This window comes from Halorarum salinum, from assembly GCF_013402875.1.
Lineage (GTDB): Archaea > Halobacteriota > Halobacteria > Halobacteriales > Haloferacaceae > Halorarum > Halorarum salinum.
Window position 1 is genome coordinate 295,758 of the sequence record NZ_CP058579.1, and the last position, 16,842, is coordinate 312,599.

General features: G+C 70.3%; 16 protein-coding genes. 8 read left to right on the forward strand and 8 right to left on the reverse strand.

What is annotated here, in order from left to right; translation table 11 throughout:
• The first annotated feature begins 54 nt into the window (after positions 1 to 54).
• The gene (locus HUG12_RS01380) at positions 55 to 1,065 is read left to right on the forward strand and encodes an outer membrane protein assembly factor BamB family protein (protein ID WP_179267059.1); all 1,011 of its coding nucleotides are present in this window, start codon (positions 55 to 57) and stop codon (positions 1,063 to 1,065) included.
• A 55-nt stretch (positions 1,066 to 1,120) separates the two neighbouring features.
• On the opposite strand, the gene HUG12_RS01385 is transcribed toward HUG12_RS01380, so the two are convergent.
• Positions 1,121 to 2,506: a serine hydrolase gene (locus HUG12_RS01385; RefSeq protein WP_179267060.1), complete on the reverse strand. Its 1,386-nt coding sequence runs from the start codon at positions 2,504 to 2,506 to the stop codon at positions 1,121 to 1,123.
• 263 nt (positions 2,507 to 2,769) lie between these two features.
• On the opposite strand from HUG12_RS01385, the gene HUG12_RS01390 reads away from it, so the two are divergent.
• On the forward strand, positions 2,770 to 3,513 hold the full coding sequence (locus HUG12_RS01390) for a creatininase family protein (RefSeq protein WP_179267061.1): 744 nt from the start codon (positions 2,770 to 2,772) through the stop codon (positions 3,511 to 3,513).
• 30 nt (positions 3,514 to 3,543) lie between these two features.
• Here HUG12_RS01390 and HUG12_RS01395 read toward each other — a convergent pair whose 3' ends face one another.
• Positions 3,544 to 5,400 carry a S9 family peptidase gene (locus HUG12_RS01395; RefSeq protein ID WP_179267062.1) on the reverse strand — a complete coding sequence of 619 codons (1,857 nt, stop codon included), beginning with the start codon at positions 5,398 to 5,400 and terminating at the stop codon, positions 3,544 to 3,546.
• A 350-nt stretch (positions 5,401 to 5,750) separates the two neighbouring features.
• Here HUG12_RS01395 and HUG12_RS01400 point away from each other — a divergent pair, with 350 nt between their 5' ends.
• From HUG12_RS01400 to HUG12_RS01420, 5 genes are all read left to right on the forward strand, one after another.
• A complete protein-coding gene (locus tag HUG12_RS01400) occupies positions 5,751 to 6,587 on the forward strand; it encodes a hypothetical protein (protein WP_179267063.1) in 837 nt (278 codons plus the stop codon).
• Positions 6,584 to 6,997: a hypothetical protein gene (locus HUG12_RS01405; RefSeq protein WP_179267064.1), complete on the forward strand. Its 414-nt coding sequence runs from the start codon at positions 6,584 to 6,586 to the stop codon at positions 6,995 to 6,997. The genes HUG12_RS01400 and HUG12_RS01405 overlap by 4 nt, the downstream gene beginning before the upstream one ends.
• Positions 6,998 to 7,045: 48 nt before the next feature.
• Positions 7,046 to 7,843, forward strand: a complete 798-nt coding sequence (locus HUG12_RS01410; protein ID WP_179267065.1) for a hypothetical protein — start codon at positions 7,046 to 7,048, stop codon at positions 7,841 to 7,843.
• Between the two features lie 4 nt (positions 7,844 to 7,847).
• Positions 7,848 to 8,612, forward strand: a complete 765-nt coding sequence (locus tag HUG12_RS01415; protein WP_179267066.1) for a hypothetical protein — start codon at positions 7,848 to 7,850, stop codon at positions 8,610 to 8,612.
• A gap of 671 nt (positions 8,613 to 9,283) precedes the next feature.
• Positions 9,284 to 10,684, forward strand: a complete 1,401-nt coding sequence (locus HUG12_RS01420) for an MATE family efflux transporter (RefSeq protein WP_179270529.1) — start codon at positions 9,284 to 9,286, stop codon at positions 10,682 to 10,684.
• Positions 10,685 to 10,917: 233 nt separating this feature from the next.
• On the opposite strand, the gene HUG12_RS01425 is transcribed toward HUG12_RS01420, so the two are convergent.
• The 5 genes from HUG12_RS01425 to HUG12_RS01445 all read right to left on the reverse strand — a co-directional run bounded on the left by HUG12_RS01425 (position 10,918) and on the right by HUG12_RS01445 (position 14,030).
• Positions 10,918 to 11,610: a sensor domain-containing protein gene (locus HUG12_RS01425; RefSeq protein WP_179267067.1), complete on the reverse strand. Its 693-nt coding sequence runs from the start codon at positions 11,608 to 11,610 to the stop codon at positions 10,918 to 10,920.
• Between the two features lie 227 nt (positions 11,611 to 11,837).
• On the reverse strand, positions 11,838 to 12,749 hold the full coding sequence (locus HUG12_RS01430; protein ID WP_179267068.1) for a DUF4097 family beta strand repeat-containing protein: 912 nt from the start codon (positions 12,747 to 12,749) through the stop codon (positions 11,838 to 11,840).
• Positions 12,750 to 13,054: 305 nt separating this feature from the next.
• On the reverse strand, positions 13,055 to 13,327 hold the full coding sequence (locus tag HUG12_RS01435) for a DUF7521 family protein (RefSeq protein WP_179267069.1): 273 nt from the start codon (positions 13,325 to 13,327) through the stop codon (positions 13,055 to 13,057).
• Positions 13,324 to 13,668: a DUF7521 family protein gene (locus HUG12_RS01440; protein WP_179267070.1), complete on the reverse strand. Its 345-nt coding sequence runs from the start codon at positions 13,666 to 13,668 to the stop codon at positions 13,324 to 13,326. The genes HUG12_RS01435 and HUG12_RS01440 overlap by 4 nt, the downstream gene beginning before the upstream one ends.
• Complete coding sequence (locus tag HUG12_RS01445; RefSeq protein ID WP_179267071.1) at positions 13,665 to 14,030, reverse strand: winged helix-turn-helix domain-containing protein; 366 nt, start codon at positions 14,028 to 14,030, stop codon at positions 13,665 to 13,667. The genes HUG12_RS01440 and HUG12_RS01445 overlap by 4 nt, the downstream gene beginning before the upstream one ends.
• 206 nt (positions 14,031 to 14,236) lie before the next feature.
• Here HUG12_RS01445 and HUG12_RS01450 point away from each other — a divergent pair, with 206 nt between their 5' ends.
• The gene (locus HUG12_RS01450) at positions 14,237 to 14,995 is read left to right on the forward strand and encodes a sensor domain-containing protein (protein WP_179267072.1); all 759 of its coding nucleotides are present in this window, start codon (positions 14,237 to 14,239) and stop codon (positions 14,993 to 14,995) included.
• Between the two features lie 243 nt (positions 14,996 to 15,238).
• On the opposite strand, the gene gatB is transcribed toward HUG12_RS01450, so the two are convergent.
• Positions 15,239 to 16,756 (reverse strand): Asp-tRNA(Asn)/Glu-tRNA(Gln) amidotransferase subunit GatB, encoded by a 1,518-nt coding sequence (gene gatB, locus HUG12_RS01455; RefSeq protein WP_179267073.1) that lies wholly within the window; start codon positions 16,754 to 16,756, stop codon positions 15,239 to 15,241.
• Between the last annotated feature and the right edge of the window lie 86 nt (positions 16,757 to 16,842).

Consider the following 16,842-nt stretch of genomic DNA (forward strand, 5'->3'; position numbering starts at 1 on the left):
CGCGACGGGATGTGACTCCGGGGTCGAGGGTCCCGCCGAGGCGCCCTCGGTCCGTTGGAGGGGAGGGCCGAGACGCCGGTCGACGGCCACCAGAAGCCGGCCGTCGCCGTCGTGGACGGGACCGTCTACCTCGCCGGCGGGTCGGTCGTCACCGCGCTGGACGCCGCCGACGGAGGGCGCCGGTGGTCGACGCGGATCACGCCCGAGCGGGACCCCGGAAGCGGGGCTGGCTACACCTGCTCGCTGGCGGTCGCCGACGGGCGCGTGTTCGTCGGCACGCACGACGGCCTGTTCGCGCTCGGGACCGACGGCGAGGAGCGCTGGTCCCGCGCCGTCGAGGCGGTCGACCCGGGGTACAGCGGGGTGTTCCGCTCGCCCGCGGTCGTGGGCGGGACCGTCTACTTCTGTACGGCCGAAGAGCGCGCGCTGCTGGCGTACGGCCTCGACGGCGAGGAACGGTGGCGGCGCCCCCTCGACGGAGTGCCCCTTGGTGGTCCGGCGGTCGGCGACGGCCGGGTGTACGTCGGCGACGACGAGGCGGGCGTCCACGCCATCTCCACGGACGGGAGTCACCTGTGGACCGCGTCCGTCGGGGACGTCCGGACGACGCCCGCCGTCGCCGACGGGACGGTGTACGCCGCCGGGCGGGCCGAGGAGGACGGGGGAGGCGGGGAGGACGGGGACTACCTCGCGAGTCTCGACGGGGAGACCGGCGACCGGAACTGGGTGACCGACCGCGGACCGAACGTCGTCGGCTCCCCCGTGGTGCTGGACGAGGACCTGCTCGCGTGCGTGTCGTGGCTCGGGAGCGTGTTCACCTACAGGCGCGACGACGGCGCGCTGAACTGGGGCGCCCCGATCGGTCCCTCCGGCCCCACGATGGCGCTCCCGGCGGCGGACGGCCGGCGCGTGTTCGTCGCCGGCGAGGACGGGGTCGCCGCCGTCGCGCCGTGGCGGGAGCGGTCGTGGCGGGTCGCCGTCGACGGCGCCGAGGGGGGCGTCGCGCTCGCGGACGGCGCGCTGTTCGTCGGGTCCGGTCGCGGCTACTGCTACGCGCTCGCGTGAGACGACGCCGGCGGTTCGAGTCGGCGTGAGACGACGAATCGGGGACCCGTCCGGGTCACTCGCTCGACGCGGCGTCGGCGACCTTGTGGAAGCGCCACCGGCCGTACAGCAGGTCCACGTCGCCCGACCCGTCGTCCGCCCGGAACTCCGCGGGCTCCCGGTTTCCGGCGTCGTCGAGCGCGTAGAAGTCGTGGGGGCCGCCGTCCTCGACGGGAACCAGCGGGGTGCCGGTCCCGCCGAGCGCGCCGCCGAGTTCGAGCCTGAGGGTGCCGCCGTCGCGGGCGACGACCGCGCGCTCGATTCCCTTGTACGAGGCGTACTCGCCCGTCAGCCGGTCGAACCGGGCGCGGCGCTCGAAGAACGGGACTGCCTCCGCGGGGTCCTCGCCCAGCGCGGCGGCGAAGACGCCCATCCCGAGGTGCGCGAGCGGGTACTCCGGCGCGGCGTTCGCGGCGACCGCGACGCCGATCCCCTCCGCCGGGCAGAAGCCGACGTAGGCGCTGGAGACGGCGATGGACCCGGAGTGGCCGACGAGGTCCCGGTCGCCGACCCGCCGGATCCGCCAGCCGAAGCCGTAGGGGCCCGAGGGGGTGTCGACCCGGCCCTCGTGGAGCGCGCGGACGCTCGACTCCGGCAGCAGGCGCGTCCCGTCCACCTCCCCGGCGTTCAGGTGGAGCCGGAGGTAGTCGCCGAGTTCGCGGACCGAGGTGAGGATGCCCCCGGCGGCGCGGGAGCGCTCGCGGACGGGGAGCGAGGCGGCCACGAGCTCGCCCTCGTCGCGGAGGTACTGGGTCATGTGGTCGTCGTCCATCGCGAACTCCGTGTCGTCGAACGTGGCGCGCTCCATCCCCAGCGGGTCGAACACGTGCGAGGCGACGTACTCGTCGAACGGCCTGCCCGTGCACGACTCGATCACCTCGCCGAGCAGGGTGTAGCCGCTGTTGCAGTAGGCGAAGCGCTCGCCCGGCGGCGCCGCGCGCTCGTCGGCCGCGCCCGCGAGGTGTGCGTGGAAGTCGGACTCGTCCGAGAGCGGGAGCGTGTCGGTCCCCCGGCGCAGGCGGCGGGCGATGAGCGCCTCGCTCACCCCGAGCGACGGGTAGCCCGAGGAGTGGGTGAGCAGGTGGCGCAGGCGGACGGGTTCGGCGGCGTCCTCGGCGAGTTCGACGTCGAGGTGGTCGGTCACGGGGTCCTCGACCGAGAGCATCCCGGACTCCTGCAACTGGAGGACCGCGAGCGCGGTGAACGACTTGGTGACCGAGCCGACCCCGTACAGCGTGTCGGGCGTCGCCGGGCGGTTCCCCGCGAGGTCGCGGGAGCCGAAGCCGTCCGTGAAGGTGACTGAGTCGTCCTCGACGACTGCGACGCTGACGCCCGGGAGTTTGTCGCGGCGCATCGTCCGGCGGACGAGGTCCCCCACGGCCCGCTCGGCGTTCGTGTCCATGCGTGTGGGTCGTGGTGGGACGGCTTGAATTCCCGGCTCTCGGGGCGCCGGATTCGATACTGGCTCGGGTGTCGTGACGACCGCCTCGAAAGCCCCCGGCTGGCTACGCTCCCGCGGACCGCGCCGTCGCCGAGCGCCGCGGCCCCTTTCGAGGCAGTCTTTACCACCCAACCTCAGCAGAAATCAAATCAGCAGATCAAAACCCCAAGAAGCACCGTTCCGGTACCCGGACCGTTTTCACCGCACCCCACCCCAACCCACCCATGCCCGAAACCGAGTCAGACCTCTTCACGATGACGTGGGAGGACGCCGGCGAGTCGCTCCTCACGGCCGACTGCGCGATACTCCCGACCGGCAGCGTCGAACAGCACTCCGTCCACCTCCCGCTCTCGACGGACACCCTGCGGGCGGACCACCTCACCGCGGAGCTCGTCGAGGCGGCCGACGACCACGGCCTCGAGTTCGTCCGCCTCCCGACGCTCCCGTACGGCTACTCCGAGCACCACATGCGCTTCCCGGGGACCGTGACGCTCTCGCAGGACACGTACAAGTCGGTCCTCGTCGACGTGGGGGCGTCGCTCGCGGAACACGGCGCCGACCGCCTGCTGTTCCTGAACTGCCACGGGGGGAACAAGGAAGCCCTGGCGCTCGCCTCCGACCGGCTCAACCGCGACACCGACCTGACGGCCCACTTCGTCCACTGGACCGACTTCGCCCGCGACGAACTGCGGGAACACTTCGGGGAGGGCTGGGGCCACGCCGGCGACCACGAGACGTCGTTCGTGGAACTGTACCGCCCCGACCTCGTGAAGGAGGGGAAGAAGGAGCCACAGACCGTCGAGGAGATGCCCGAGACGAGGTCGTACGACTACTTCGACGACGTGACCGAGCAGGGCGGCCTGGGCGACCCGACGAACTCCGACCCGGAGGTGATGGAGGGGGTCGTCGCGAACACGACCGACCGCATCCTGGAGTCGTTGAAGGCCGACGTCGACGCCGGCTGGTAACCGGGAGACGACGGCGCGAATCGGAGGCGATCAGACGTGTTCGTCGAGGAACCCGGCGATGGCCTCGAACTCCTCGACGAGGTTCTCCCGCGAGGTGGTGTGGTGTCCCTCGTCCTCGAAGATCAGCTTCTCGACCGGGACGCCCTGCTCGCGCACCGCCTCGACCACCTGCTCGGCCTCGCCGACCGGAACCCGCGGGTCGTTCGCGCCGTGCTGGACGAACAGCGGACAGCGGACGTTCTCGACGCGCGAGAGCGGCGAGATCGACTTCAGGAACTCGTAGTCGTCCTCCAGGCTGCCGTACTCCGCCTCGCGGTGGCTCCGGCGCCACTCGCCCGTGTTTTTCAGGAACGTCGTGAAGTCGGCGATGCCGACGAAGTCGACCGCGGCGGCCCACAGGTCGGGGTACTCGGTGATGGCCGCGAGCACCATGAACCCGCCGTACGAGCGGCCGTAGGCGACGACGCGGTCGGAATCGACCTCGGGTCGCCCGTCCAGCCACTCCACCGCGGCGGCGACGTCCGCGACCGAGTCCATCCGCTTTTCCACGTCGTCGAGGCTGGCGTAGGTCCTCCCGTAGCCCGAGGAGCCGCGGACGTTCGGCTCCAGCACCGCGTACCCCCGGTTCAGGAAGAACTGCTTGGTCGGGTGGAACCACGGCCGGCGCTGGTGTTCCGGGCCGCCGTGGACGTCGACGACGACCGGGACGGGGGCCTCGGCGGACGCGCCCTCCGGAAGGGTCCAGTACGCCGGGATCTCCCGCCCATCGAACATCCCGTAGCGGATCGTCTCGGGTTCGCGGAACGACTCCGGCGGGACGCCGTTCGTCCCCACCGGCGTCCAGTCGGTGGCCTCCCGCTCGCCCCAGGCGGCGACGGCGACGCCGTACGGCTCGGTCGGCGCCGTGTGGGTGAACGCGACGCGCTCCGCGTCCGGGCCGAAGACGAACTCCGACGCGATGCCGTCCACGTCCGGCGACGCCGACGGCTCGAACTCAGTCCCGCGGAGGGTACCCGCGCGCACCGCGGAGTAGCCGTTCTCGTTGCGGGCGAAGACGGCCCGGCCGGCGTCCCGGTCGTACGCCAGCGCGCCCACGTCCCAGGCGTCGGTTCCGGGTTCGCCGCTCCGATTCCCGTCCCCTCCTGCGACTTTCTCGAGTTCCCCCGATTCGAGGTCGAACCGTCCCACGTGGGCCGTGTCCGCGCCGCGGTTCGTGACGCAGTACAGCCCGCCGTCCCCGTCGAAGTGGAGGTGCGAGTAGGTCGCCGCCTCGCCGTCCGAGAGCGTCCGGCGGTCGCCCGACTCCAGGTCGAGCAGCGACAGTTCCACGTCGTAACTGGAGCGGGGCTTCGTGAGCGCGAGGCGGTCGCCGCGGGGGCCGAACGTGGCGACGTTCAGCCAGCCCCCGGGGCCCTCGTGGACCTTCGTAGGCTCGCCGTACCCGTCGCCTCCGCCCGCGCCGACGCGCTGGACGTACACGTCGAACCGGCCGTCGTCCTCCCGGTTCGCGGCGTAGGCGATCCGGTCGCCGTCGGGGTCCCACGCCCCCCACGCGTGTTTCGAACCGGGGGCGTCGGTCAGCGGCGTCTCGGCCCCGGTCCGGAGGTCGTGGTGGAACAGCTGGTCCCGTTCGTCGCTCCCGCTGTCCATGCCGAAGACGAACGCCTCGTCGGTCGGGGAGGCCGCCACGGTCGAGACGCGCTCCTCGTGCGGGGTGAGCCGCTCCGGCCATGCGCCGGCCGCGTCGACGGTCCACACCTGCGGCGTGCCGGAGGCGTCCGAGAGGAACAGGAGCCGGCCGGCGGGCGTGAACGTGGGGGAGTCGACGTGCTCGACGGCGAGATACCTGGCCACGCCGTACGTCGGCTCCGAGTCGGTGTCGCTCATGCTCCCTCCGGGTGGCGGGGGCGGCTAAAGGGTTGGCCTGCCGGCGAGCCGCGAACGGGGGCGGGACGAGATCGGAAACCGGGAGACTGCGGGGCGAATCGGAGACGCTCCCGAGCCGAGTGCTCTCGCGTCGACTAGCCCTCAGTTCGGGTGAGACTCCCGGGTTCCGTTCCGGGAGACGGTTACCCAGGGTGAACCTTGATCCGATATCCGGGCCGGCGGACGGTGGCCCCGCGACGAACGTCGTTCGACGATTCGACGGTCGGGAGCGCCCAGAATCGGGGCTGAACGACCCTACCACGCGTATTCAGGCCCAACCCCTTACGGTGTAGCTCCCGTGTTTCCCGATTATGCGTTTTCCCAGCTGTCAGGAGCCGGAGAACGACCCCGAATCGCGGGAGTCGGCGGGCGTCGAGACGCGAGACGGAGTGCGCGTTCTGTCGGACGAAGGAACTTCGTCGAATCGCTCCCGCCGCCTCGTGACCGACGGCGGAGCGGACGAGGAGGCCGAGGGCGACGAGGGTGGCGATGAAGGCGGCGACGAGGGCGAGGAGGATACCGAAGAGGAAGGCGGTGAGGGCGCGGCCGAGGGTGATGAGAGTGACGAAGAGGATGAAGGGGAGGACGAGACAGCCCAGGAGGAAGGTGAGGAGGGCGCTGAAGAGGAGGAAGAAGGCGAACAGGGCGCCGAGGAAGGTGCCGAAGAGGAGGAAGGCGAAGAGGAGGGTGAGCGCGCGACCGTCCTCCACCTCGACCTCGAAGGGTTGTTCCTCGACCTGCTCGGCCTGGAGGTCGACCTGGACGAGGTGGTCCTCGACGTGGACGCGGTGAAAGGGGAGAACAACCTGCTCGGTAACCTCCTCTCCGGGGTCGCGGGCCTGCTCAAGCCGATGTCCGGCGGCGGGTTGGGCAGTCTCCTCGGCGGACTGCCCGGCCTGGGCGATCTGCTCGGCGGCTCCGGCGGCGAGGGCGAAGGAGAGGAAGGCGAGGGAGGAGGCGGCGTGTCCAAGCGGGTCTCCTCCGTGAAGGAGTCCATCTCGGGGACGGCCAGTGACGTGCTGGAGGACGTCGACGTCAACGCCATTCTGACCCAGGTCCTGAAGGAGTTCGTCTCCGAGCTGTTCGGCGGCGACGGCTCCGAGAAGTCGAGCGAATCGAGCGAATCGAGCGGGGAGTCCGGTTCATGAGTGGGAGCGAGAACGGCAACGGGGACGACGGTGGAAGCGGCGACGGGAACGGCGACGGCGGGCAGTTAGAGATCGCCCAGTCCTTCAAGGGGATCGACTTCGAGGAGGTGTTCGAGGGGACGCCCCTCGAGGGATCGCCGGAGGAGGGTGAATCGACGGCCGAGTACGTCGGCGGCCGCATCGGGGCCTTCCTCGGTCGGAATCTCGGCGCCTGGTTGGGGGGACTCATCGTCGCTTCGCTGACGGAGGCGCTGGCGGGCGATGAGGAGGAAGAAGGTGAAGGGGAGGAGGAAGGTGAGGAAGGCGAAGGGGAAGAAGAGGAGGAAGGTGAGGAAGGCGAAGGGGAAGAAGAGGAGGAAGGGGAAGATGATGGGGACGAAGATGAGGCCGAGGGGGACGACGAAGAGTGAACGTGTCGTTTCCCACCACACGAAACCGCCGACGGCGGGTGACCGGCGATGAGTAACGCGTCGGACCCGAAGGAAGCCATGGTCGAGGAGGTACGCGAACAGACCGACGTCGGCGACCTGCTGGCAGGCGACGATATCGAGGACCAACTGGACGGCGAGTCGCTCGGCCGCACGCTGGGCGGGTCGCTCGGCGCCCTCGCGGGCCGACAGTTCGGCCGGCGGATCGCGCGGAAGATCCGGGACTGGTTGCCGTTCGTCAGCGACCCCGACCGGGAACGGTCGCTGCCGGGCCGTGTCCTTCGAGCGCTCGTGGTCGCCGTCGGTCGGACCCTCTCGAAACCGCAGTTTCAGGAAGCCTTCGGCGACGCGCTGGAGGGGATCGCCGAGCGTCGCGAGGAGGCACAGGAGGCCGCCGAGGAGACCGCAGAAAGTGCCACGGAGACCGGCGAGGAGGCGGCCGACCAGGCGACTGACACGGCCGAGGGGGTGGCGGACGAGACGACCGATACAGCCGAAGGGGTAGCCGACCAGGCGACCGGAGCAGCCGAAGGCGCGGCGGACGCCGCGGGAGAGGCGGCCGACACCGTGACGGAGACGGGCTCCGACGCCGTGGAGGCACTACCGGACGACCTGGACGACGTCAAGCGCGACACGTACCGGGAACTGCTGGAAGTGCTGTCGTACTCGGACCTCCAGTCGGTCGCCAAGTCCGTCGGCGTGAAGGCGAACCTCGGACGCGAGGAGATGACCGACGCCATCGTCGAGGAGTTCTCGGAGGAGGAAGCGGAGGAGTCGGACGACGGGGAGACGGGCGACGAAGATACGGACGACGGGGACGAAGAGTGACGCCATGAGCACGTCAACGTCCGACGCGGACGACCGCGGGGAGGAACTCGCGCGAGGGCTCGAGGAGACGACCGACCGGGTCACGTCGTTGCTGGTGGACGGGGACCGATCCCCGGAGGACGAGGCGGCCGTGTGGGATGCGGTCGAGGAACTGGCGGACGACGTTCGGGCGGCGGGGTTCGACGACCTGCTCCGTGCGGCTGGCTTCGAGGACCTCCCCCAGGAACCGTCGCCGGCCGACCTGCCGGACCTGGTCAGGCGGGCCGACGCCGGCGAACTCGAAACGGTCCGTCGGCTCCTCGCGCTCGAAGAGCTCTCGGAGGAGCGGGGCGAACTCGACGACGAGGCGGGGACTGGCAGGCTCGAGGACCTGTTCGGCCTGGGCGAGGACCGGGACGGGGAGGAAGGGGAAGAGCAGGAGACGACGGAAACCGACGAGGGAACGTCGGGGACTGACGAGGATGAAAAACCGGAGACGGACGACGAGGGGGAGGAGGTGACGGGTTCCGACGCGGAATCCGAGGGGCTCGGGGCGATCACGAGTCGACTCCGTGAGGCGACCGATCGGCTCTCGGAACCCGCGGACGAGGACGAGGCCGACGGGACCGCGGACGGCGAAGCCGCGGCCGCCGACGCGGGGGCCGACGGGGCCGAGGACGGGTCGGAGCGTGAACGCGGGCGGCGACGTGAGCGCTTCTCCTCGATCCCCTCGAAACGGCCCGACATGAGCGCGGTGGCCCGGCGGTCGACGATGCCGCGTAAGCGGTAGTTCCGGAGCGGACGGGGAGGCCGCCCCGGGGTCGAGCGTCGTGTTCTCAGGCGTCGACCGTCGTCCCGGCCCTCGCGATCCGTTCGAGCGCCGCCTCGGTCGTACGGACCCCGTTCTCGAAGCGGTCCGGGTCGAGGTGCTCGTTCGGCGAGTGGTTCCCCCGGTCGGCGTTCGCGTACGGGACCGCACCGACACGTCGGCCAGCGCGTCCTGATCGGCCCCGTGGCCGGGGTATCGATCGGCGTCTTCATCGGGGGAACGCGGTTCTCCTCGTCACCGTCACGTCCGGGTCGACGTCCGCGACGTGCTCGCGGATGCGGTCGAGGACCGCGTCGTGTCGGGACTCGCGGCGAACGTGTCGTATCGGGGAGCCGCCGGTTCCGGATCCGGGCCGACCGCGGGAACTGCTCGCCCGGCGCCCCGATCGCCGATTCGGGATTAAAAGGCGGAGAGAGCGACCCTAGATGGATTTTTCTCATTTTTCCAATCGAAATATATCCCCGCACCTCCGCCGCCGAGGAATTTGATATAGCGTTATTCAATTTATCGGGGCGGGAGTCCCGGCTCGACGTGACGGGGCGAACCGCACGACGGCTTCCGAATTCACAAGAATTACCCGCGCACCCGTCGCAGGAGCGACCCACGTGGCGAACCAGGACGCGCGCGTGGACATGACGACCGGCCGGATCGGCCCGCGGCTGTTCAGACTGGCGTGGCCGCTCGTCCTGGGAAACCTGCTGCAGACGCTGTACAACCTCGCGGACATGTTCTGGGTCGGGCGCGTGAGCCCCGAGGCGGTCGCGGCCGTCTCGCTGATGTTCCCGCTATCGTGGATGTTCGTCTCGACGGCGATGGGGCTCACCGCGGCGACCATCGCGCTCGTCTCCCAGCACGTCGGCGCCGGGGAGGACAGGACCGCAGACCGGGTCGTCGGCCAGACCACCCTGCTCGCGGTCGGCGTCTCGCTCGCCCTGACCGTCGCCGGCTTGCTCGCTCGCGTGCCGCTGCTGGAGTGGATCGGCGCCGAGGGGCAGGTGTTCGTCGAGGCGCTCGCCTACATCGAGGTCATCTTCCTCACGCTCCCGCTCACGTTCCTCTTCTTCGCGTTCCGTGCCTCGCTCCAGGGCGCCGGCGACACGCGGACCGCGATGTGGCTCGTCGCCGTCTCCGCCGGGTTCAACATCGTCCTCGACCCGTTCCTCGTGCTCGGCTGGGGCCCGTTCCCCGAGTGGGGCACGCGCGGGGCCGGCGTGGCGACGTTCCTCTCGCGGGCGCTGGCGGCTGGAGTCGGCGTGTACATCCTCCTTCGGGGCGACTGGGGAATCCAGCTCCACCCGCGGGACCTCCGTCCGGACCCGGAACTCCTCGGCAGGTTGGTGGACGTCGGCTACCCGGCGACGCTGGACGGCTGGGCGCGGTCGTTCGCCGCGGTCGCGATGGCCGCGCTGGTCGCGCGGTTCGGCCCGGCCGCGACGGCCGCGTACGGCATCGGCGTCCGGCTGATGTCCGTCTCCTGGACCGTCTCGGGCGCGGTGGGGCAGGCGACCGCGACGGGTGTCGGCCAGAACCTCGGCGCGGAGACGCCGGCGCGCGCGACCCGGGTGACCGCGACCGCGACCGGCGCGACCATGGCGCTGCTGTTCGCGGCCGGCGGGCTGGTGTGGCTGTTCCCCGCCGCCGCCATCCGGGTGTTCGTCGGCGACCCGGCCGTCGTCGCGGAGGGCGTGACGTTCCTCCGGGTCGTCGCGCTCTCGTGGGGGTTCTTCGGCGGCCTGATGGTGGTCCAGGGGGCGTTCCGCGGCGCCGGCGACACCCGCGTCGCGATGGCGCTGTCGCTGTGCTCGCGGTGGCTGTTCCGCATCCCGGTCGCGCTCGTGCTCGCGTTCGCCTGGACCGTCTCCGTGCCGGGTATCGGCGTCGTCTCGGGGATGGACGTCGGCGTCGTGGGGCTCTGGTGGGCCTACGCGCTGAGCGCGGTCGCCTCGTTCGTCGTCGGCGTCGCGTGGTTCCTGCGCGGGACCTGGAAGGAGGGCATCATCGAGCGGGACGCCCCGGCGGCCGGCGACGATTGAAAGGACGAAGGGGGCAGTCGATGATGGGAGCTCGAGTCGCCCCTCCGGTGGGTAGTCCGACCCCGGGCGTTTCATCGGGGGAGCAGGTAGCTTCGACGGTGGGGACAGTTCGTCTCCCGCCGGCGGACCGTTCGTAAGCCTACTGTAGCGTATGTATCGGTCGATGCGCGGGCCTCCATAGTGGCTACCGCGACCGAAACGGTGGGGAAACCACCCGAGCGAGCGAACGCCGCTCAGGTCGGGCTCTCGGCGCCGGACGCCTCGCCGCCGACGGCGAGGAGCGCGGCGGTTAGCGCCCCGCCGAGTCGGGCGAGGAAGTTCAGCGCGTGGAGGGACGCTAGCGTCAGCAGGAGCCCCCCGACGAACAGCGTGATGGCGTGGGGGAGGGTCGTGACGGTGAGGTCGTAGATTCGGTAGGTGACGTGAGGATCGTCGTAGAGGACCGGCGCGGCGAGCAGCGCCCCTGCGAGGCTGCCGGCGGTGACGAGCACGGTGAACGCAGCGACGCCGAACACGAACTTCACGCCGACTAGGACGAGGCTCGTCCACGTCGTGGGGGCGAGCAGGAATCGTTCGAGCGACGCCAGGATGCCGTCATCGGGACGGGTGGTGGCGGCGTCGGTGCCCGTTCCGCGAAGGGCTCGGGGCAGGTCGACGTCGGTACCGAGGAGCCGTCGTGCGAGCGTCGCCTCCACGCCCGCGATCACGGTGGCGCCGACGAGCGTCAGCACGACGATGGGGAGGCCGAACCAGGTGACGAGCAGGCCGGCGCCGAGCGAGAGACCGATGGAGACCGTGACGAAGTACACGAGTCCGAGCGGGAACGCGAGCGCGAGATACGCGAGGTTGCGGTACGTTTGGCGACGGAGCGGGACGCCAGCGAATCGCCGAATTCGGTCACGGTGTGTGGCTGTCTGCGTGGGCATGGAACGGCGGGTGAGTCCACAGCGTCTCCGACCGTATAGGGGGGATCAGGGTCGCCGAGCCGGCGAGTGAGGGAAGGACTTATGCTGGATGAAGGGCCGGTGTGGCGGTGCGAGCGGGAGAAACTGCTTCGGACCCAGGTGCCGGACGGCCGTCGCGGGGTTCGGATGAGTTCGTCGCGTCGACCGGGGACCTCGCGCTCGAAGATGCTGCACACCCGCACCGGCCCTCACCACTCCGTCGGTCCGGACAGGGTGACGCCGCCGTTTGCGGCTTCGACGCGGAGCGTGTGGGTTCCCTCGCCGATCGTTCCCTCGACGTACGAGTCGGAGACCGTCGCGTCCGAGAGCGACGCGTCGGTGACGTCGACGCCGCCGTTCTCCGTGCTGGCGACGCCGCCGTTGACCGTCGAGAGCTCCGTGTCGCCGCGGAGGGCGGTCACGTCCGCCTCGATGCCCCCGTTCGACGTACTCGCACCGTCGATGCCGTCACAGCCGTACACGGCGGCGGCGCCGTTCCTGGACCGTGCGGTGACGAAGCCCGCGACGTCCTCGGCGACCGCTCCGCCGTTCCCGGTCGAAATCGCGAGGTCGCCCTCGACGCGGCGGGCCACCGCGCCGCCGTTCTCCGCGTGTATCTCCCCGTCGGCGTGGACGCGCACGTCCTCGAGGAGCACTCCGCCCGCCTCCACGGTCGCGGTCGCGACGCCGACCCCGGACGGAATATCGACGTCGACGGTCACGTCGGGACCGTCGACCACGCCGACGAAATCCAACCCGTCGGCGGTCGATTCGACGACGACCGCGTCGCCCTCGCGTCGCGCGGACACGTCGACGCTCGCCAGCGACGAGAGCAACGACCCGGACTTCTCGACCCGGACGTGGACGGCGTCGTCGTCGGCCGGCCGAACCCTGAACTGGCCGTAGTCGGCGTCGATCCGGAGGCTGCCGTCCGCGAGGTCGAACGTCGAACTGGATTCGTCGCGTTTGCCCATGACCACGTTCGGGTCGCCCGCGCACCCGGCGAGGGAGGCGAGCGCGGCGGCGCCACAGCCGAGCAGCGCGCGTCTGGAGGTCGGTCGACGGGAGGACTCGCCCGCGTCCGCGCGGGCGGGCGCCGTGGGGGAGCGATGATCGTCCATCTCGTCCCCACCTCGTGTCGGACGACCTATAATACGGGGGTCCGAGTTCGCGATGCAGCGACTCGCCCCCGCATTTATATCCTAGGAACGGAGCGCCGCGAACGTGCTTCGACGGACGTGTCGCACGGTCAGTCCGTCACGGTGGGATCCGGATTCCCGGCACTGCCCGGTACACTCCCCGGCTGGTTGGTCCACACGACCCGTGAAGCTCGGCCCCTCCACCGAATTCTCCACGCTTACCTCGGCGAGCTACTTCACGTCCACCCGTGCACCGTCCGCCGATGGCCGTCGTGGGTCGACCGCCGTCAGCCGAGCGACCGATAGATCGCGAGCAGGCCCACGGCCTGTGTGAAGAGGACGCCGACGAGCGTCTGCGCGTCGGTCAGTTGCGCGAGGCCCGCGAGAACCTCGGTGATCAGGGCGGGGGCGACCGTGATGATGACGATGCCGACTGCGAGCGCACGCATTCTGCTGCTGTCGTTCCGCCGGTACCCGCGGTAGGCCTGCCCGGCGACGAGCAACCCTGCGAGCGCGGTGAGCGCCGTCGTCGTCAACGCCACGAGTTCGATCGCTGTCATTGGTGGATCGTGTAGAGTATCGTGAGCAGGCCGGCGAGTTTCGCGGTCGTCACGAGCACCATGCGGTGGGCGCTGGGGGCGGCCAGCGCGTTCAGGAACCCGAGCTGGACGATCGTCGGTGCGGCCGTCAGGAGGAACAGCCCGACGGCAAGCAGTAGCAGCGGCCGTGCGCTCGTCCGAGCGTACCCGCGGACGAGTCGAACCGTGATGAGCAGGGAGAGGGCCATCGTGACCGCGAGCAACGCGAAGACGGCCGCGACGGTCGGCGCCGACCCGCCGGTGACCTCGATCTGGAACGGCAGCGTGACGGCGCCGACCGAGATGGGGGGAAGCGTGCTCATCGGTTCGACAACTCCTCGTAGAGGTTCGTGAAGCGGTCCGCCGCATCCGCCGTCGTGGTCCGGTCGACGTCGATCTCGAACCCCGTGGCCGTCAGTTCGACCGTGACGCGTTCCAGGCGGGCCGTGTACACCTCGTGGTGGTGTCCGTCGGGGTCGAGGCGGTGTTCGCCTTCGACGAGGCCCTGGTCGCGGAGTCGTTCGATGCGGCGATACACGGTGGACGGCGAGGCGCCGACGACCTCAGTGAGGTCGTCCGCGGATCGGGGGCCGTCCCTGATCTCGACCAGGATGGCGCGGGCGTACGGGTCGTCGAGGAGCGCGAAGAACTCCTCGTCGTCCACGGACTCGTCCCCGCCAGTCATCGCGGCGACGTTTCCCACGTCCCGATAAAAACCTGCATATGTGCGCGGCGGTCGCAGGACGGCGTCGTTCGGGATTCCTCGCTCCAGCGCCCGTTCATCCACTGCCGGCGACTGGCGTCCCCGCCACCGTAAGGACGGGAGGACGGTCGCAGGCCCGGCGAGTGACCCCCGAGGTTTATAAGCAATACGGCATGACGAGTCACACGATGCAGGCCGATGACCACCGACGCGTCCCCGCCGTCCTCCCGGCCCCGACGCTCAGGTCGATCATCGGGGTGCCGTTGCGGCTGCAGACGTATCGGAACCTGCTGTACCTGTTGCTGGCGTTCCCGCTCGGGCTGCTGTACTTCACGTTCCTCGCGGTCGGCCTCTCGGTCGGGATCGGGCTCGCCGTCACCGTCGTCGGCGTCCCCGTCCTCCTCGCCGTCCTGGCGACCGCGGTCGGGCTGGGGTCGGTCGAACGGGAACTCACGGCGCTCCTCCTCGGCATCGACATCGACCCGCCCGCGGACTCCCCCCTCTCGCTCGCCGACGACCGGCCGTTCCTCGTCCGGGTGAAGGAGCTCGTCGTGGGTCCGGCGACGTGGAAGGCTCTCACCTACCTCGCGACGAAACTCGTGTTCGGAATCGCCTCGTTCGTGCTCATCACGTCGTTGCTCGTGACGGGCGTCGCCCTCCTGTTCGTCCCCTTCGTGTACGACCTCCCCGGCGTGTACGTCGGCGTGCTGTTCGACCGACCGACGACGGTTCAGTCCGCGCTCGCCTACGGCTGGAGCGACCTCCTCGTCGGTGTTCGCGGCGTCGTCGAGCTCACCTCGTGGCAGGTGACGACGCTCCCGGAGGCGACCGCGGTCGCGCTCCTCGGCGTCGTCGTGATCGTCCTCTCGCTCAACGTGTTGAACGGGCTCGCGTGGCTCTCGGGCCGTTACGCCAGGGTCATGCTCGGCGGGCCGGCGGCCGCGTAACGACGTCGGAGCGGCGTGGACGTCGTCCCCGCTCGCGGGTCGCAACCGTCGGTTACCCCGTACCACCTCTCGACTCCGTTCCGTCGATGTTCTCCGATGGCATCGAAGCCCACGGGATCCGGTCGCGGTGAGATCCCGTCCGATCGAATCCTCTCCCGCCCCGGTGGACGCGGCTTCGTCGAAACCCTCGACCGACGATGGGTTTCGACGTCCCTTCGGTGATACGGAGGGTTAGAGCGCCCGTCAGCCGTCCAGCCGTTCGCGGAGCAACCGGTTCACCGTTCCGGGGTCCGCCGACCCGCCGGTGGCGGCCATCACCTGGCCGACGAGGAAGTTGACCGCGCCCTCGTCGCCGTCGTGGTAGTCCTCGACGGCGTCGGGGTTGTCCTCGATCGCCGCGTCGACGGCGTCGGTGACCGCGTCGTCGTCGGCCTTGCCGAGGCCCTCGCGCTCGATGACCTCGTCGGGGTCGAGTTCCTCGTCGAGCATCGTTCGCAGCACCGTCTCCTCGGCGTTCTTGGTCGTCACCTCGTCCTCGGCGACGAGTTCGACGAGCCGTTTGAACTCGTCGAGCCGACCGATCACGTCCTCGACGGCCATGTCGCGGTAGTTGAGTTCGCCGAGCAGGTTGTCCGCGACCCACGTCGCCGCGAGGTCCGGGTCGAACTCGGCGGCGACCTCCTCGTAGAGGTCCGCCACGGCCTTGCGGGATGTGAGCTTCGAGGCCGCCTCCGCGTCGAGGCCGTACTCCTCGCGGAAGCGGGCGCGGCGGGCCTCCGGCAGTTCGGGGATGGGAATCTCCTCCTTCCAGTCGGAGACCTGCAGCGCCGGGAGGTCCGCCTCCCGGAAGTAGCGGTAGTCCTTCTCCTCCTCCTTCGAGCGCATGGAGACGGTGTTGCCGTGGGTCTCGTTGAAGTGGCGCGTCTCCTGCTCGACGGCGCCGCCGGACTGGATGAGCCGGCGCTGGCGGCTTTCCTCGTAGGAGAGCGCCTTCTCGGCGCCCCTGTGGCTGGAGATGTTCTTCACCTCGGTCCGGTTGGCGGACTCGAGGGTGGAGTCGGCGATGGAGCCGTCCTCGCCGATCTCGTCGGCGGGGACCATCGAGAGGTTCGCGTCGATGCGGAGGCTGCCGTCCCGCGCGGCGTCGAAGATGCCCAGGTACTCGAACACCTCCTCCAGTTTCTCGAGGAAGGCGCGGACCTCGCCCGGGTCGCGGAAGTCGGGTTCGGTGACGACCTCCATCAGCGGCGTTCCCGCGCGGTTGTAGTCGATCAGCGTGTAGTCCGCGCGGTCGACGGAGGCGGTGCGGACGTCCAGCGACTCGGTCCCCTCGCGGACGTGCCGGAGGCTGCCGGGATCCTCCTCGAGGTGCGCGCGGCGGACGTTCACCGTGCGTCGCTCGCCCTCGTGGGAGAACTCCAGTTCGCCGTCAGCACACAGCGGGGCGTCGTACTGGGTGATCTGGAAGTTCTTCGGCAGGTCGGGGTAGTAGTAGTTCTTCCGGTGGAAGCTGGTCTCCTCGGGGATGTCCGCGTCGAGCGCCTTCCCCACCTTGACGGCGGCCTCGACGGCGGCCTCGTTGAGGACGGGGAGCGCCCCGGGGAGCCCCAGACAGACGGGGCAGACGCGCGTGTTCGGGGCCTCGTCCTCGGCGGGCTCGGTCGAGCATCCACAGAAGACCTTCGTGTCCGTCTCGAGCTGGACGTGGACCTCCAGCCCGATGACGGGTTCGAGGTCGGCCCGCTCGGCTGCTCGTGCCATTACGCTGGAATCGGGGCGGCGGAGGTAAAGGCTAACGGAGCGGATTTCCGGGGGGCGACCGTGATGACCGCGCGAGTGCTCGCCGC

Excerpts from the sequence above, each read along its gene's own strand:
- HUG12_RS01385 (WP_179267060.1), bottom strand. The coding sequence starts at position 2,506 with ATGGACACGAACGCCGAGCGGGCCGTGGGGGACCTCGTCCGCCGGACG.
- HUG12_RS01390 (WP_179267061.1), top strand. The coding sequence starts at position 2,770 with ATGCCCGAAACCGAGTCAGACCTCTTCACGATGACGTGGGAGGACGCC.
- HUG12_RS01395 (WP_179267062.1), bottom strand. The coding sequence starts at position 5,400 with ATGAGCGACACCGACTCGGAGCCGACGTACGGCGTGGCCAGGTATCTC.
- HUG12_RS01400 (WP_179267063.1), top strand. The coding sequence starts at position 5,751 with ATGCGTTTTCCCAGCTGTCAGGAGCCGGAGAACGACCCCGAATCGCGG.
- HUG12_RS01405 (WP_179267064.1), top strand. The coding sequence starts at position 6,584 with ATGAGTGGGAGCGAGAACGGCAACGGGGACGACGGTGGAAGCGGCGAC.
- HUG12_RS01410 (WP_179267065.1), top strand. The coding sequence starts at position 7,046 with ATGAGTAACGCGTCGGACCCGAAGGAAGCCATGGTCGAGGAGGTACGC.
- HUG12_RS01415 (WP_179267066.1), top strand. The coding sequence starts at position 7,848 with ATGAGCACGTCAACGTCCGACGCGGACGACCGCGGGGAGGAACTCGCG.
- HUG12_RS01420 (WP_179270529.1), top strand. The coding sequence starts at position 9,284 with ATGACGACCGGCCGGATCGGCCCGCGGCTGTTCAGACTGGCGTGGCCG.
- HUG12_RS01425 (WP_179267067.1), bottom strand. The coding sequence starts at position 11,610 with ATGCCCACGCAGACAGCCACACACCGTGACCGAATTCGGCGATTCGCT.
- HUG12_RS01430 (WP_179267068.1), bottom strand. The coding sequence starts at position 12,749 with ATGGACGATCATCGCTCCCCCACGGCGCCCGCCCGCGCGGACGCGGGC.
- HUG12_RS01435 (WP_179267069.1), bottom strand. The coding sequence starts at position 13,327 with ATGACAGCGATCGAACTCGTGGCGTTGACGACGACGGCGCTCACCGCG.
- HUG12_RS01440 (WP_179267070.1), bottom strand. The coding sequence starts at position 13,668 with ATGAGCACGCTTCCCCCCATCTCGGTCGGCGCCGTCACGCTGCCGTTC.
- HUG12_RS01445 (WP_179267071.1), bottom strand. The coding sequence starts at position 14,030 with ATGACTGGCGGGGACGAGTCCGTGGACGACGAGGAGTTCTTCGCGCTC.
- HUG12_RS01450 (WP_179267072.1), top strand. The coding sequence starts at position 14,237 with ATGCAGGCCGATGACCACCGACGCGTCCCCGCCGTCCTCCCGGCCCCG.
- gatB (WP_179267073.1), bottom strand. The coding sequence starts at position 16,756 with ATGGCACGAGCAGCCGAGCGGGCCGACCTCGAACCCGTCATCGGGCTG.